The 16,263-nt window shown below is 52.1% G+C and carries 15 protein-coding genes; 4 read left to right on the top strand and 11 right to left on the bottom strand.

What is annotated here, in order from left to right; translation table 11 throughout:
• Positions 1 to 16: 16 nt before the first annotated feature.
• From fahA to AWR27_RS00925, 5 genes are all read right to left on the bottom strand, one after another.
• Entirely contained in the window at positions 17 to 1,228 is a 1,212-nt protein-coding gene (gene fahA, locus AWR27_RS00905; RefSeq protein WP_077129456.1) for a fumarylacetoacetase, read from the bottom strand.
• Positions 1,229 to 1,666 (bottom strand): MarR family winged helix-turn-helix transcriptional regulator, encoded by a 438-nt coding sequence (locus AWR27_RS00910; RefSeq protein WP_077129457.1) that lies wholly within the window; start codon positions 1,664 to 1,666, stop codon positions 1,229 to 1,231.
• 107 nt (positions 1,667 to 1,773) lie between these two features.
• On the bottom strand, positions 1,774 to 2,628 hold the full coding sequence (phhA, locus tag AWR27_RS00915) for a phenylalanine 4-monooxygenase (protein WP_083732713.1): 855 nt from the start codon (positions 2,626 to 2,628) through the stop codon (positions 1,774 to 1,776).
• Positions 2,625 to 3,755, bottom strand: coding sequence for a 4-hydroxyphenylpyruvate dioxygenase (gene hppD, locus AWR27_RS00920; protein WP_077129459.1), 1,131 nt, complete (start codon positions 3,753 to 3,755; stop codon positions 2,625 to 2,627). The genes phhA and hppD overlap by 4 nt, the downstream gene beginning before the upstream one ends.
• Positions 3,756 to 3,879: 124 nt before the next feature.
• Positions 3,880 to 5,049 carry a homogentisate 1,2-dioxygenase gene (locus tag AWR27_RS00925; RefSeq protein WP_077129460.1) on the bottom strand — a complete coding sequence of 390 codons (1,170 nt, stop codon included), beginning with the start codon at positions 5,047 to 5,049 and terminating at the stop codon, positions 3,880 to 3,882.
• 189 nt (positions 5,050 to 5,238) lie between these two features.
• On the opposite strand from AWR27_RS00925, the gene AWR27_RS00930 reads away from it, so the two are divergent.
• Positions 5,239 to 6,150: a nucleotidyltransferase family protein gene (locus tag AWR27_RS00930; protein WP_077129461.1), complete on the top strand. Its 912-nt coding sequence runs from the start codon at positions 5,239 to 5,241 to the stop codon at positions 6,148 to 6,150.
• A 61-nt stretch (positions 6,151 to 6,211) separates the two neighbouring features.
• A complete protein-coding gene (locus AWR27_RS00935; RefSeq protein ID WP_077129462.1) occupies positions 6,212 to 8,113 on the top strand; it encodes a YgiQ family radical SAM protein in 1,902 nt (633 codons plus the stop codon).
• A 186-nt stretch (positions 8,114 to 8,299) separates the two neighbouring features.
• On the opposite strand, the gene AWR27_RS00940 is transcribed toward AWR27_RS00935, so the two are convergent.
• From AWR27_RS00940 to AWR27_RS25125, 4 genes are read right to left on the bottom strand one after another with little or no spacing between them, the layout of a single operon-like run.
• The gene (locus AWR27_RS00940; protein WP_077129463.1) at positions 8,300 to 8,665 is read right to left on the bottom strand and encodes a VOC family protein; all 366 of its coding nucleotides are present in this window, start codon (positions 8,663 to 8,665) and stop codon (positions 8,300 to 8,302) included.
• A 35-nt stretch (positions 8,666 to 8,700) separates the two neighbouring features.
• Positions 8,701 to 9,681: a quinone oxidoreductase family protein gene (locus AWR27_RS00945; RefSeq protein ID WP_077129464.1), complete on the bottom strand. Its 981-nt coding sequence runs from the start codon at positions 9,679 to 9,681 to the stop codon at positions 8,701 to 8,703.
• 23 nt (positions 9,682 to 9,704) lie between these two features.
• A complete protein-coding gene (locus tag AWR27_RS00950) occupies positions 9,705 to 10,133 on the bottom strand; it encodes an organic hydroperoxide resistance protein (protein ID WP_198045084.1) in 429 nt (142 codons plus the stop codon).
• Positions 10,120 to 10,272 (bottom strand): SDR family NAD(P)-dependent oxidoreductase, encoded by a 153-nt coding sequence (locus AWR27_RS25125; RefSeq protein ID WP_157579029.1) that lies wholly within the window; start codon positions 10,270 to 10,272, stop codon positions 10,120 to 10,122. Before AWR27_RS25125 ends, AWR27_RS00950 begins: the two co-directional genes overlap by 14 nt.
• A gap of 78 nt (positions 10,273 to 10,350) precedes the next feature.
• Here AWR27_RS25125 and AWR27_RS00960 point away from each other — a divergent pair, with 78 nt between their 5' ends.
• Positions 10,351 to 10,731, top strand: coding sequence for a winged helix-turn-helix transcriptional regulator (locus AWR27_RS00960; RefSeq protein WP_077129465.1), 381 nt, complete (start codon positions 10,351 to 10,353; stop codon positions 10,729 to 10,731).
• A 329-nt stretch (positions 10,732 to 11,060) separates the two neighbouring features.
• On the opposite strand, the gene AWR27_RS25640 is transcribed toward AWR27_RS00960, so the two are convergent.
• Both AWR27_RS25640 and AWR27_RS00970 read right to left on the bottom strand, forming a co-directional pair.
• Positions 11,061 to 12,479 (bottom strand): OmpA family protein, encoded by a 1,419-nt coding sequence (locus AWR27_RS25640; protein WP_077129466.1) that lies wholly within the window; start codon positions 12,477 to 12,479, stop codon positions 11,061 to 11,063.
• Positions 12,480 to 12,717: 238 nt separating this feature from the next.
• The gene (locus AWR27_RS00970) at positions 12,718 to 13,995 is read right to left on the bottom strand and encodes a bifunctional 3,4-dihydroxy-2-butanone-4-phosphate synthase/GTP cyclohydrolase II (RefSeq protein WP_077129467.1); all 1,278 of its coding nucleotides are present in this window, start codon (positions 13,993 to 13,995) and stop codon (positions 12,718 to 12,720) included.
• A 628-nt stretch (positions 13,996 to 14,623) separates the two neighbouring features.
• On the opposite strand from AWR27_RS00970, the gene AWR27_RS00975 reads away from it, so the two are divergent.
• Positions 14,624 to 16,252, top strand: a complete 1,629-nt coding sequence (locus AWR27_RS00975) for a gliding motility-associated C-terminal domain-containing protein (protein ID WP_232325939.1) — start codon at positions 14,624 to 14,626, stop codon at positions 16,250 to 16,252.
• Positions 16,253 to 16,263 lie beyond the last annotated feature (11 nt).

The raw sequence follows: 16,263 nt of genomic DNA on the forward strand, positions 1-16,263 counted from the left end.
TACAGCGAAAAATGCACTATTGGATAGCCTGTGGGTGTTTAGCAGGTCGAAACACAGGCAAAATACTACCTGTCACTTCGTCGAGGTCAATCCGAACCCCGTTTTTATTTCCCCAGCCGCGCAGCGTCACAGTGTCGCCGTCCTGCAAAAACGTGCGTTGTGAACCATCGGAGAGCCTGAGCGGGCGGTTGCCGTTCCAGCTTAGTTCAAGCAGCGAACCATAGCCGCCGGGGTCAGGGCCGGAGATAGTGCCGGTTGCCAGCACGTCGCCGATGTTCAGGTTGCAGCCGTTGACGGTATGGTGCGCCACCATCTGCGCGAAACTCCAATACAGATGCCGGGTATTGGTACGACTGATTATCATTTCATCACCGTCCAATGGCCGGAGAGCTACTTCTACCTGTAAATCAAAATGCCCGTCGCGGGCGGTTTGCAGGTAGGGTAGGGGCGTTGGCTCCTGCACGGGGCCAGCCACCCGAAACGGCTCCAGATCGATCAGCGGCACCACCCACGCCGACAAACTCGACCCGAAGTTTTTACCCAGAAACGGACCCAGCGGCTGATATTCCCACCGCTGAATGTCGCGTGCCGACCAGTCGTTGAACAGGGTAATGCCAAAAATATAGTCTTCAGCTTCGGCAATCGGCACCGGCTCGCCCAGCGGGTTGCTTTTGCCAATAATCAACCCTACTTCCAGTTCGAAATCAAGAGCCTGAGATGGTCCGAAAACGGGTTGCCCATCAACCCCCGACATCTGCCCCGACGGTCGGCGTATGGGTGTGCCGGATACGACGATGCTCGATGCACGACCATGATACGCCACAGGCAAATGCCGATAGTTGGGCAGCAGCGGTTCGCCGTTGGGCCGGAACATGCGGCCTACGTTTTCGGCGTGGTAGATACCCGCGTAAAAATCAGTGTAATCGCCGATGCGAACCGGCAGGTGCAGCCGCGCCCGGTCTTCGTGAATTAGCACCTGCGCCCGAACGTCGTTCAGGGCCGACTCATCGTCGCTAAGCAGGTGCCGGATTCGTTCGCCCACGGCCTGCCAGATGGGTTTGCCCAACGCAATAAATTGGTTGAGTGCGGGCCGGGCAAATACTGCCGGGTCGAAACCGAGGTCTTTGAAAAACCCTAATAGCCCTACAATTTCCAGATCAAGAATCTGCTGACCGTGTTTATAGCCCACGCGCGGGCTGCCGATGTCGTAACTAAAAATGCCGTACATTCACTCGCTAAAATTCTGATAAATCTGATCCATGATGCGTACAAAGTGCTGGTAATCATCGTCGCTTAGATCGCCCCAGCCTTTGCGCCGAATAGCCGATACCACGGGCAGCACCTCACTATATTTAGCCTCGCCCGCTTCGGTCAGATACACCGAAAACTTGCGCCGGTCGTCTTCGGCCATGCGCCGTTCGGTCAGGCCCTTCTGACTCAGCAGGTCGATGATGCGCGTTACCGTCGGCGCGTCTTTGGTGGTCATCTCGGCCAGCATATTCTGGCTGATACCGGGATTCCGGTAGAGGTGGTCGATTAATACCCACTGATCGACGGTCAGGTCGAAACCAGCGTCGTTAAACTGTTTTTGCAGGGCATTTCGAATTTTCTTGATTGTGGTGTCAATCTTGAAAAAGTAGGCACGTTTGTCGGAGGGGTGCGTCATTTCTGAGAACAGTAGGCAGCCAGCAGCCAACAGTGTTTGGCTATGACTGAAATATTTTCAGCAAAGTAAGCATACAGAGCGGCACTTCAACGGTTACCTGTTAGCACTTAGATGTTCACTGTTGGTTGCTGGCTGTTCACTGCTAACTGTCTTTCAAGCGTTTCCTCAATTTCCGGGATGGAATGGAAGAGTTGTTCAAACGAGTCGATGACAAAATATCGCTCCTGAAAACGGTCGATGATGTACGGCGTTTGGAGCAGCGTTGCCACGTCATACGGGTGCCGCTTCGGCACGTCGCTTTCCAGACTATACACCGTCTCACCCGGCGACGACAGAATGCCCCCGCCATAAATCCGCAGCCCCTCCGGTTCCCGAATCAGCCCGAACTCGACCGTGTACCAGTACAGCCGCGAAATCATGTCGATGGCGTCGGGGTTTTCAACGTGTCCGAGTGCGATACGGCTCAATTCCTGCAAGAAATCGCAGAAATGCTGATTCGTCAGTACCGGCACATGGCCGAAGGTGTCGTGAAACATATCGGGTTCGGGCAGGTAATCGAGCTGATCGCGGGTGCGGAGCCAGGTCGTGGCCGGAAACTTGCGGTCAGCCATCAGCTCGAAGAAATCGCGATTGGGAATCAGGCCCGGCACGGCCACCACCTGCCAGCCCGTAATGGGTTGCAAGCGCGGATTCAGCATATTCTCGAAATCGGGAATACGCACGTCCGGGAATCCCGACGCCAGAATCCCGTCCATGTATGTCTGACTCGCCCGCCCCGGCAGCAGTTCCATCTGCCGCTCGTAGAGCGTCCGCCAAACCGCCTGATCGTCGGCTGTGTATTTAGAATAGTTTTGGATCATGGTATGTATTTGTAGAGACGCAACCCTTTGCGTCTCCTGTGCGTCAGCAACAACCCATCCGGTTGTAGAGACGCAAAATCTTGCGTCTCTACGCGTGTTCATAACGTTCCTCGTAACGCCTGTTCGCGCTCGATGGCTTCGAAGAGGGCTTTGAAATTGCCTTTTCCGAACGAACGGGCACCTTTGCGCTGAATGATCTCGAAAAATAACGTCGGGCGTGGGCAGATTGGTTTGGTAAATATCTGGAGGAGGTAGCCCTCGTCGTCGCGGTCGACCAGCACACCAAGCGGACGGAGCGTAGCAATCTCTTCGTCGATTTGCCCAACGCGGTCGAGCAGATTGTCGTAATACGTGTCGGGGACGGTCAGAAATTCAACCCCCCGCTCGCGCAGCGTCAGCACGGTTTCCACGATATTGTCGGTTGCTACGGCGATATGCTGTACGCCCGGCCCGCCGTAGAAATCGAGGTATTCTTCGATTTGCGATTTCTTCTTGCCCTCGGCGGGTTCGTTGATCGGGAACTTCACGCGCCCGTTGCCGTTGCTCATCACCTTGCTCATCAGAGCCGTGTACTCGGTCGAAATGTCTTTGTCATCGAACGATACGAGTTGCTGAAAGCCCATTACGTCCTGGTAGAACTGCATCCACTGGTTCATCTCGTTCCAGCCTACGTTACCTACCATGTGATCAACGTATTTCAAGCCTGCATCAGCGGGCCGGTACGTAGGATTCCAGGCTTCGTAGCCGGGCAGGAAAATCCCGTTGTATGCCCCGCGTTCCACAAAAATATGCACCGTGTCGCCGTAGGTGTGAATGCCCGAACGCACTACGTAACCGTGCGTGTCTTCCTCACGCGTGGGCGGCATAAACGGTTTGGCTCCGCGTTTGGTGGTCTCGTCAAATGCCCGCGTGGCATCATCGACCCACAACGCCACCACCCGAACGCCATCGCCGTGCCGGTCGATGTGGCGACCAATTTCCGTATCGCCGTGCAGGGGCGAGGTTAGCACAAGCCGGATTTTGTCCTGCTGCACCATGAATGATTCGCGGTCGCGCAGGCCGGTCGATAGCCCTGCGTGGGCCACCGGCTGAAAGCCAAACGCGGTCTGAAAGTAGTGTGCCGACTGCCGGGCATTGCCTACGTACAGTTCGAGGTAATCGGTGCCATTGAGCGGCAGGAAATCAATGCCTTCGGCGGATTGGGGTTTGAGAAGTTCGAGTGTTTCCATCGGTTAACAGTGTTATGTGTAGAGACGCAAGATTTTGCGTCTCGTTGGCGAGATTTTGCGTCTCGTTAATAGCAAGATTTAAAAAACCATCCGGTCATGAGACGCAAAATCTTGCGTCTCTACGTTACAGCCACGACTGCCAATACTTTCCGTCGTCAATTTTCAATGCCTGTTCGGTAAGCATCAGCGGGCGGAATGTATCGACCATTACGGCGTATTCTTCGGTGCCGGTTTTGCCAATGCTGCGTTCCATTGCGCCAGGTGCGGGGCCGTGCGGAATGCCGCCGGGGTGTAGCGTAATGTGGCCGGGGGCAATGTCGTTGCGGCTCATAAAATCGCCATCGACGTAGTAAATAACCTCGTCGGAGTCGATGTTCGAGTGGTTGTAGGGAGCCGGAATCGCTTTCGGGTGGTAGTCGTACAGGCGCGGGCAGAACGAACACACCACAAACGTATCGGTCTGGAACGTTTGATGCACCGGGGGCGGCTGATGGACGCGACCCGTTATCGGTTCAAAATTCTGAATATTAAAGGCATACGGATAGTTGTAACCATCCCAGCCTACCACGTCGAACGGGTGCGTGGCATACACGAGCGTGTGCAATGAACCCTGTTTTTTGATTTTCATCACAAACTCGCCCGTCTCGTCGTGGGTTTCGAGGTTCTGCGGACGGCGGATGTCGCGCTCACAGAAGGGCGAATGTTCGAGCAGTTGCCCGAAATGGTTGCGGTAACGTTTGGGCGTGTAAATGGGCGAATGCGACTCTACGTAGAGCAGCCGCGTGTCGGCATTCCCTGAAGCGGGCCGATCAAAATCAATCTGGTAAATCATCCCGCGCGGAATCACCAGATAATCGCCGTACCCGAATGGAATCTGCCCAAACAGTGTGCGCAGCGTACCCGACCCGCGATGCACAAACAACAGTTCGTCGGCGTCGGCGTTTTTGTAAAAATAAGCGGTGAGCGACTGGCGTGGAGACGCCACCCCTACGGTCAGGTCGTTGTTGAACAGCAATGGTACGCGACTATCTAAGAAATCATCTGCCGGTTCGGCCTGAAAACCAATCAGTTTACGAGCCAGCATATTCTTCTGCACAGCGGCTTTCGGTGCCACGTCTACGCTCTCCAGCACGGCCCGCACCTGTGTAGGGCGGTGAACGTGATACAGCAGCGACGACATGCCATCGAAGCCAATGGTGCCGAACAACTGCTCGTAATACAGCCCCGAACCGTCTGGCTTCTCGAACTGCGTATGCCGCTTGGGCGGAATCTGACCGAGGGTATGGTAAAACATATATTGTTGTTATGGCAACTATTGTTATGCGCAAAGTTATAATAGCAACTAAATGAATAGCAAATTGTTGGGAAAATATTTAATGAAATGCTGATCGGGGAGATGAAAACGCACTTGGCTATCTTTCCATAGGCAACAGTCGGGCTTTTGCCTAATTTTGAACCGCACAGTTGACTGAACTCTGAAAAAATGCAACCAACGCTTTTAATTCTGGCTGCCGGTATGGGTAGCCGCTACGGTGGGATTAAACAACTCGATCAGTTCGGGCCGAACGGCGAGACCATCATCGACTATTCGCTGTTCGACGCCATTCGGGCGGGCTTCGGTAAGGTCGTGTTTATTATCCGCGAAGAACTTCGCGCCGACTTTGAGGAGATTTTCGCGCCGAAATTAGCCGGTAAAGTTGAGGTCGATTATGCTATTCAGGCACTTGATTCCTATGTTCCCGAAGAACTTGGCGAGGTGCGCCGAACCAAGCCCTGGGGTACGGGCCATGCCATGCTCTGTGCCAAAGACCACACACACACGCCGTTTGCGGTCATCAACGCCGATGATTTTTACGGTCTTGAAGCGTTTCAGCTTATCGGCGATTTCCTGACGACCGATACGCACGATGACCTGCACGCGATGGTAGGCTACGAAGTGCAGAAAACGCTGTCTGAAAATGGCTCCGTATCGCGGGGCGTTTGCGCCGTTGATGCCTACGGCCATTTGACGTCGGTTATTGAACGGACGAAGATTTATGAAAAAGACAGCGGGCCGACGGGTCGGCGCATCGTCTTTGAAGAAGGCGACGACCTAACGCCACTTTCGCCCGATACGCCCGTGTCGATGAACTTCTGGGGCTTCAAGCCATCGGTTTTTCCGCTGGTGCAGAAACAGTTCGAGAGCTACGCCATCGCCAACATCGATTCGCCCAAAGCCGAATTCTACATCCCAACCGTGATGACCAACCTGATTCAAACTGAAACGGGCCGCTGCAAAGTTTTCCGCAGCGCATCAGAATGGTTCGGCGTCACCTACCCCGACGATAAGCCGACCGTACAGGCCGCGCTTGCCAAACTGCACGAAACGGGCGCGTATCCGGCGCAGTTGTGGTAAAATGGAACACGGAATCTTTTCGTAATTTCGGTGTTTGGTAAACAGACGATTACACGGAATCATGATAGAACGACCCATTACCGACTGGCTCCCGCTGACCAAAGACGAAGTTGAAAAACGAGGCTGGGATGAAGTCGATATTATACTCGTTTCGGGCGATGCCTACGTCGATCATCCGGCGTTTGGCACGGCGGTAATTGGCCGCATCATGGAAAGCGAAGGATTCCGCGTTGCCATCATCGCCCAGCCCAACTGGCGCGACGACCTGCGCGATTTCAAAAAATTTGGCCGACCCAAATATTTCTTCGGCGTAACGGCGGGCTGTATGGATTCGATGGTGAACCATTACACGGCCAACAAACGCCTGCGTTCCAACGACTCTTACACGCCCGGTGGCGAAGCCGGTTTCCGGCCTGATTACGCCACTACGGTATACAGCAAAATCCTGAAACAGCTTTATCCCGACGTGCCGGTGCTGCTTGGCGGCATCGAAGCGTCGCTGCGCCGGGTTACGCATTACGACTATTGGAAAGACGAACTGATGCCGTCTATTCTGGTCGATTCGGAAGCCGACATGCTTGTGTATGGCATGGGCGAGCAACCCCTGCGCGAGATTCTGAAACTGGCGCGGCAGGGCGTTCCGTTCTCGTCGATGCGCAACATTAATCAGGTGGCGTTTCTGCACGACACCCGCACGGGCGACCTGCGCGACTACAACAACTGGGATACGGTTGAGCTGGCAAGCCACGAGGTTTGTTTGCAGGACAAAATCAGATATGCGGCCAACTTCAAAATCGTGGAAGTTGAGTCGAATAAGTGGCAGGCGAACCGGATTACGCAGCAGGTGAGCGATAAGGTGCTGGTCATTAATCCGCCGTTCAAAACAATGGACGAAGCCGAAATCGACAAGTCGTTCGATTTGCCGTATACGCGGATGCCGCACCCGAAATACAAAAAACGCGGGCCGATTCCGGCCTACGAAATGATCAAGTTTTCGGTGAACATGCACCGTGGCTGTTTTGGCGGCTGTAGTTTCTGCACCATTTCGGCGCATCAGGGCAAGTTCATTGCGTCGCGGTCGGAGAAGTCGGTGTTGCGCGAAGTAGACGAGATTACGAAGCACCCGGAGTTCAAGGGCTATATTTCGGATTTGGGCGGACCCTCGGCCAATATGTATAAGATGAAGGGTAAAGATGAGAGCATCTGCGCCCGCTGCCAAAGCCCAAGCTGCATTCACCCGGTTATCTGCTCAAACCTCGACACGTCGCACAAGCCGCTGACGGAGCTTTACCGCAAGGTCGATGCGAATCCGAACATCAAGAAAGCGTTTGTAGGGTCGGGCGTGCGGTACGATTTGCTCGTTGACGATTTTAACAAGAACAACGAAGACGGCAACCACGACGAGTACATGGAGCAGTTAGTGACGCGCCACGTATCGGGTCGGTTGAAAGTTGCCCCCGAACACACCGCCGATGATACGTTGCGGGTGATGCGGAAACCGTCGTTCAAATATTTCAAGCAGTTCAAGAAAAAGTACGATCAGATTCAGGACAAGCACAACCTGAATCAGCCGCTGATTCCGTACTTCATCTCGTCGCACCCCGGCTGCGAAGAGGCCGACATGGCGAACCTTGCTGCCGAGACCAAAGACATGGGTTTTCAACTCGAACAGGTGCAGGATTTTACGCCTACGCCCATGACGGTAGCCGAGGTGATCTACTATTCGGGCGTTCACCCGTATACGCTGAAGCCGGTGAAAACTGCCAAAACGCGCGACGAGAAATTAGCACAGAACCGCTATTTCTTCTGGTACAAACCCGAACATAAAGACTGGATTCGGAACCGGCTCACCAAGTTAAACCGCCCCGATCTGGTGGAGCGGCTGCTGGGTATGCCCAAGAAAAAAGCCAACGGCAAGCCTGATTATCAGAAGCATAAGCCGGGCTGGAAACGACGGCGGTAGCTGTTGGTGTTGTACTTTTCAGGGTTTGGCTGTGCTGGTGGAGGGTCGTACATCAGGAAATATTTTCATGACATAAAAAACGTCTATAAAACCGCCCTCCGAATAACACAACGTCCGGCCACTTTTTGGAGATGGCCGGACGTCGTACTTCTCCGCTGTTTTAAAAAGATACGGGAGAACTCTGTATTATCCCATTGAATGGAATCCAACTTTGTTTCCTTCTGTGTCGATAAAAAGTGCAATAAAGCCGTTGCCACCAATAGCAGTTTTCGGCAGAATAACTGTTCCACCGGCCCTTTCTATTCTGCCTAATGGAACTGAAAGGTCATTTCCGCCATCCAAGTAAACAGTTGTGCCGGTCATTGCAGGAACAAAGTTTTCACCACAAGCAATTGCTCCGCCAAATGCGCCTTTTTGTGGATCAGACGGTAAATAGGCATATTGCCTATTTGGGTCGTCATGAATTTGAGCATCTAACACTGTAGCATAAAATGCTTTCGCTCTGGCGAAATCTGTTGCCGGGATTTCAAACCAATTTAGAGAGTTTACCATTTTATTAAAGTTTATTTGTTTTTGTTCCTTAGTTGTTAAGGAATTAGCACAATTTTACCTGTTGTTTTTCTGTTTTCCATTTGTCTGTGTGCTTCGGCAGCGTCTTCCAAACTAAAGGTTTGCCCGATGTAAACCTTTAGTTTCCCAGTTGCAGCTTGCGAAAACAAATATTGATAAGCTTCCTGCATCAATTCTGGTTTTCCAAAATAAGGTGCTAATCCAAAAACCTGCAGTATGTTGCTGCCCATCGCAAATAGTGAAAAGGGTTCTTCAATTGTTGTAGATCCACCACTACTTCCATAGATTACCAGCCTACTAAAGGGCGCAAGGCAACTAAAGCTATTTCGCAAAATTTCACCTCCTGTACCACTTAAGATTAAATCAACACCTTTTCCTCCTGTAGCGTCCTTCACTTTTTGAACCCATTCAGATTCCGTATAATTTATTAATTCATCGGCACCCAATGATTTGGCGACAGCCAATTTTTCAGCATTACTTGCGGCTGCAATTACTTTACCTGCGCCCATTTGTTTTGCAATTTGAACGAGTAATGTACCCACACCACCCGCTGCTGAGTGTATCAGCACAGTTTGCCCAGCTTGTAGTTTCGCTCCGTCTTTCAACATCAGGTATGCGGTTAGTCCTTGAACTTGCAATGCCAAAGATTCCTGGGCAGAGATAGTAGGCGGAATAACTGCTGCCAAAAAAGAGGGAGTAACAGCATATTGAGCATATCCTCCGCCCTCAGGAAGCATAGCAACTACACGATCTCCTAAGGAAATATTTTCGACACCTTTTCCAAGCTCGGTAACTATTCCTGCCACTTCATAGCCAAGTACATAAGGTAAAGGGGTGGGGAGTACATTTGTATTTTGTCTATGCAAGCTGTCAGAAAAATTCACCCCTGATGCTTCTACTTTAATTAGAATTTGCCCATCACCGGCAGAAGGCATTGGTGCATCCTGTAAAAGCAATTTTTCAGGACCGCCAAATTCATTTACTATTATCTGTTTCATTGTTTGCCTTGTTTTTACATGGATTATTTCGCCAATACCACTTCTACGAGGATGTTTCCGCGGGTGGCATTAGAATAGGGGCATATCTGATGCGCCTTTTCTGCAAGCTCCTGAGCGAGGGCTTGCTCAACACCTGGTATCTCTACTTCCAGGCGCACTGCAAGGCCAAAACCGCCCTCTGGCGTTTTACCAATGCTTACGTGTGAATGCACTTTAGGAGTACCGGTTTTAACTTTAGCCGTTCCGATTACCACGTTCAGGGCTCCACCGAAACAGGCCGCATAGCCGGCTGCAAATAGTTGCTCCGGGTTGGTATAGGGGCCACCCGGGCCTCCAAATTCTTTAGGAACCCGTACCGGCAGGTCAAGTACATTGTCAGAGGAGCTTACATGTCCTTCTCTGCCGCCGATGGCAGTTGCCGATGCTGTGTACAATTTTTCAATAGTGGTCATGATGCGCCTTGTTTTTGCCATTGGTATCCCGCATAGTGGCATATACTGTATGCCCATTTTTGGCAAGTAGTTTGGCGGTGAGGTTGCCAAAGCCTGTACTTGCTCCTGTGATTAAAATGATTTTACTTGGCCTATTCATTAGTTTTATTTAAATTTGTACTGCAAATATTCAGAGTTAAAGTAAATAAAGCAAGTAGGACGTTTAAAACGTGTAAGTATGAAAAATAATACTAATATTGATAATCAAGAAGATAAAATCGGAAAAAATTTTGTTTTCGATGAAAATTCTTGCCCCGTAACAGCTACAATGAAAGTTTTGGGCGGAAAATGGAAGCCAATACTTATTAATGCCATCTACCTAACTGCTCCTGCGAGGTTTGGGGAATTGAAGCGAAGTGTAAAGGGGATAACTCAATCTATGCTTACTCAGCAGTTGAGAGAGTTAGAAGATGATGGGTTAATAAGCAGAAAAATTTATGCAGAAATTCCCCCGAGGGTAGAGTACACATTAACCGAGTTTGGGCTTACGTTGTCGCCAATAATGCAGGCTATGGCGAAGTGGGGAGAAGAGTATAGAATAAATAAGCAAAAGGCGTGAAGTGCTAAAATTCCTAACGCTTTATGTAAGATTACGATATATAATTTTTTGCACCCTGACGTACTTAGAGACAATCAGAATAATATTTGGCAACTCCGGCCAAAATGGACAAGCCACGGGCAGAGTTTTCGCCCGATTTGATCCGTTCCCAACAGTTAAGGCCCCTCGGTCTAATACCGTATGAATTGTGATATATCCCGGCCTATTCTGCACACATACTGCGAAAAAAGGCGGCTGAACTCGTTATGGGTTCAGCCGCCTTTTTTCGCATGAACTTGGTGTTGTATTGGCGTATGGCTGGCGCAGGTGAGACGCAAAGGGTTGCGTCTCTACTTCTTCGCTACCCGAACGGCAATCCGGCGATTTTGCTGACGACCTGCTTCAGTGTCGTTGCTGGCAACCGGGTGTTCGGGGCCGTAGCCTTCCGCTTCCAGCCGCGCCTTGGCGATGCCGCGCTTGATGATGCCATTCATAACCGTTTCGGCCCGGTCCTGCGATAGTTTTTTGTTTACGGCTGCACTGCCGGTGTTGTCGGTATAGCCACCGATTTTCAGGTTTACGTTCGGGTAGGCTTTCAGGATTTCGGCAATGTTGTCGAGTTCCTTGTCGGAGCCAGCTTGCAGCGTGCTCTTTCCGGTGTCGAACAGCAGGTTGTTGAAATTGAACCACGTCGTTTTGTCAACCGGCTTGCTGGTATCTTCAATAAAGGTAATAAGCTGGTTTTCAATGCCCAGTTCAGGGATGTTCAGTTCAATGCCGTTGGGCAGTTTGCGCTTGAAGAACGCGCCTAATTTGGCGGCTGCGTCGCTGACTGCACTACCCGCCGAATCCATTGCTGCTCCCAGTGCGCTACCTGCCGAATCGGCGGCTGCTCCCATACCCGACGCGGCTTCACCAGCGGCTGTGCCGATGCTGTCTGCCGTTGCAGAAGCAGTTTCTTTAGCTTTATCACCGTTGCACGAACGCAGCAGGAAGAACAGACCCAGCACGCCGAGGGCCAGCAGCAGCCACGGCAACCACCGGTTTCCACTGCCCCGATTATCGTCGTCGCTGTAGACCGGCGAACTCACAGGCGGTATCGATGCTGCCGGTTGCCGAACCGTAGCACCGGCACCCGCTACCGCGCTGCCCGCCAGACCACCCAGCAAACCCAGTCCCGGAATTCTACTGAGCAGTGTACCCAATCCTGTAGGCATAGCCCCCTGAATAGCCCCTGTCTGGCTGCTCAGCAAGCCCGCCAGACCCGAAACGCCCGTGCCTTCGTCGGCCATTTTCCGGCCCAGCACGGCCAGCAATACCGGCCCGGCCAGGCTCATCAGTGAGGATGCCGACGACTGCTTTACCCCGCCATACGACGCCAGCGCACTGGCAACACCACCGGCTTTTTCACCGAACAAACTCGAAACAACGCCTAATCCCATCGACAGTAAACTGTTTATCTGATTGGCCGACGCGTCTGAAGCACTGCCACCCGCCAAATTGCTGAGCTGCCCCAGAATGCCGCCTGCCGGTTCGATAACGTCGCCAGCGGCCCGGTTGGGGGTTGTTACCTGACCAATCAGATCCATGATGCTGCTGCTGCCACCCGGCTCCGACGATTTCTGTACCAATTGGCTCAGAATTGTGGGCAGAGTACCGTTGAGAGTCATCTGCGTATTGGCCTCGCTCTCGCCGAGCATGTTACTAACGCGCTCTACAACGCCCTTGCTCAAGTAACCTTTAGCAAGGTCTAACAGGTTTGTGTTCATTTTGGAGTTTGTTTAATAGTGAACTTTTGGGAAATAGTAAACGATTGATTACTAATAACTGATTAATTGATGAAGTGTCTTTTACGAGTGGGTTAGCGTTCACAAGAACCGCAAAAAATAACTCCCGCTATGCGCCGGAAAACAGGCACAACGGGAGTTAAGACTAAGCCGCTCGGGTATGGTAACGGCCCTACTGCTATTTTTTGACTAAACTAATGCAGCGGTCATGCGTCAGAGATTATTGCTCTTCATTGACCGGCTCGTTCAAAATGGTGTGACCCATTTTGTCGCGTTTGGTGCGCAGATACCGCTCATTGTGCGGGTTGGCAGGCATCTCAAGCGCAACGGTCTCGACAATCTCCAGCCCGTAGCCCATCAGGCCCGCCCGTTTTTTCGGATTGTTCGAGATCAGCCGTAGTTTCCGAACGCCGAGGTCGCGCAGAATTTGCGCCCCTACGCCGTAGTCGCGGGCATCCATCGGCAAACCCAGGTCCAGATTGGCTTCGACCGTATCGCGTCCCATTTCCTGAAGTTTATAGGCTTTTAGCTTGTTAATCAGGCCAATGCCGCGTCCTTCCTGAAACATGTAGACCACTACGCCACGCCCTTCGGCTTCAACCATTTCCATAGCCGCGTGAAGCTGCCCCCCGCAGTCGCAACGGCACGATCCGAAAATGTCGCCCGTTACGCACGACGAATGGACGCGCACCAACACCGGCTCGCTCGGGTCCCACTCGCCTTTCACTAATGCCAGATGCGTGTCGCCGGTGTTATTTTGTTTGAAGGCGATGAGATCGAAATGACCCCACTCGGTAGGCATGTCGACGCCAATTTCGCGACGGATGAGCGTTTCGGTACGTAGCCGGTACGAGATCAAATCCTGAATGCTGATAAGTTTCATACCGAAACGGTCGGCCATAACGCGCAACTGCGGCAGGCGGGCCATCGTTCCATCTTCGTTCAGCACTTCGATGAGCACCCCCACCGGCGACAGTCCGGCCAGCCGGGCCAGATCAACGGCGGCTTCCGTATGGCCTGCCCGCCTGATAACACCCCCCTCAACAGCCCGCAACGGGAAAATATGCCCCGGTCGGCCCAGATCGTCGGGCGTGGTGGTGGGGTCGACTAAAGCGCGAATGGTTTTGGAGCGATCAGAAGCTGAGATGCCCGTTGTGCAGCCGTGGCCGAGCAAATCGACCGAGACCGTAAACGGGGTAGTATGAACCGACGTGTTGCTAATCACCATCATATCGAGACCCAACTGATCGCAGCGTTCCTGCGTGAGCGGGGCACACATCAGACCGCGTGCTTCACGAATCATGAAGTTAACCATTTCGGGCGTGATCATTTCGGCGGCACAGATCATATCGCCTTCATTCTCACGATCTTCGTCGTCGACAACCAATATAATCTTGCCAGCTTTGATGTCGGCAATGGCGTCTTCAACGGTATCGAGCCGAATGGGGGTTATTTCTTCAGGCGGTGGCGTATCGGATTTGGTACTATTATTGTTCATGGATTTGGTCGATGGGAATCGACGGAATTATATTTGATAGCTCGTTGGCAGTTTGTGTGGTTCGGCAGCAGGAAAGCCTGTCTACAGAACCGATGCTACTGCAAGTTGAAAACTCTTTTTCAGAAAGATACGTTTCGCGGGGCGCGAAAATGTCCGACGACCCGTTTTAGGCATAGCAACCATCTGACTTACAGGAACGAAAAACTCTATACCCTCCGTGCGAATTTTACGATTGTGGCTGGCCGAAGCAGGGGCGAAAACCGGAAAACCGGTGCAGTGGCAGACTTTTTTAGGCGTACTTTTTCTGGCTTTAGCCGGGGCTATACCCGCCATAGCGCAGGACCCCAACAACAATTACTGCGAAAATAAACTGGGCTTAGAGACAGGTGGATTTTCGTTGAACAGAAGCACTATATGTGCGGGATCATCGGTTAGCATTGTTAGTGGTAGTGTTCCTTCTGCAATGAACAACACTGCTGGTTATGTTTCCGCATACAGCGGGAGAGGGTTACCATCGGTTTCGGAAACTTCTGGACCAAGTATTGCGTATTCCCGGCCTGGCTCCTATACAATATTACAGATTGGTCAGATAAATTCAAGACCCTCTGTCTTCTGCCAGACTGTTAGAGTGCTGCCGCTTGAACCGCTAAAATTCACTGCCAAAGCGTGTTCTGGTCGTGTTGCAACGCTTGACGTAACGCTCGATGCTAATACAGGACAGTATGATAGTTTTATTGTGCGCTGGGGTGAGGGACTGCCTCAGGTCATTACAAGAGCCAACATCAATCAGGCTTCATATACGTATACTCGCACTGGAAACTTTACAATCGAAATTCAAGGCCAATACGCGGGACAAAACGCTACTGATTGTATAACCCCAATTTCAAAAGCAACTATTACAGTTTCACAGGCGAACAGTCAACCCTCCATTACCCGCCTGACCACAACCAGCGACAACAGCATTAGCATTCAGTATCAGGCCAGTCCGGGGTCTACGGTGCAACTTCATCAGAAAGGAACCGACGGCGTGTATGCACCGACAGGGCAAACCAGCACGGGCGCGCCGTTTGTAGTGCAAACAAACGCTAAACAAGTACAGTGTTTTCAGGTGGTGGCGCAGGATGCCTGCAACAACGCCGGGCAACGCTCCGACGAGGTTTGTAGCTTGGTAATCAACGCGCAGGCGGTTAACAAGCAGAACAATCTAAGCTGGCAACCGTATGCCGGTACAGTGTCGGGTACGCGTCCGTTTCGATTTTACCGACTAACGCGCAACGGCTCTCCAACCGGCGGCACAATCACGAATCGTAACACGGGTTCGTCAACGGATTTGAACGTGCAGTGTGGTGTGCAATACTGCTACGCCATAGAAGCCACCATCGACGGCACCAATGGCCTGCCGCAAACCGTTGTCGCGTCGGGACCGTCGTGCGTGACGGGCATCAACGGCGAAACGCCGGGCAGTTTTCGTAACACAACGGTATCAATCGAGAACGGGCGTCCGCGTTTGCAGGCGGGTTTGCCGTTAACAGGTACGTCGACCAGTTTCACGTTGGTTATCAATCGAAGCAGCGGCTCCGGCCCGGCGGAGACAATAGGAACGGTTACGAACCGCAACACATTTATCGACGAATCTGCCGATCCGAACGCCGGCTCGTACTGCTACACACTTACGTACATCAACAGTTGTGGCTTGAGTTCGCCCCCGTCGGCTCCGGTTTGTACGATACATTTAAGCTCAAAATCGAACGGTAGTATTGACTGGACCGCCGAGTCGCCGTTTTTGCCCGGCCCCGTGGCCGAGTATACGGTCGAGGTAATTGACTCGGTCAACAACACCAAGCGCGATATTCGGGTGGGCGGTAACACCCGCTACGAACCCGACCCCAACGACCCGAATCTGCAACAGCAGAAATACCGGATTGTAGCCACAACAAGTACCGGTGCTGTTAGCTACTCAAACTTTTTTACCTTTCGGCGCGAAGCCAGTATTTTTGTGCCCGACGCGTTCACGCCCAACGGCGACGGTATGAACGATGAGTTTCTGGCGAAGGGTATTTACGTCGATGCCTTTCGTATGACCATCTTCGACCGATGGGGTACGGTAGTGTATAGCACGCCCTATAAAACCAAAGGCTGGGACGGTACGATAAACGGTCAGATAGCCATGCCGGGGCAATACATGTACCGCATCGAAATCGAAGACCTGACCGGCCAGAAAACTGTTCGTACCGGTGGCGTGTTGTTGATACGATAACCTAACCTGTG

Source organism: Spirosoma montaniterrae, assembly GCF_001988955.1.
GTDB classification, from domain to species: Bacteria; Bacteroidota; Bacteroidia; order Cytophagales; family Spirosomataceae; genus Spirosoma; species Spirosoma montaniterrae.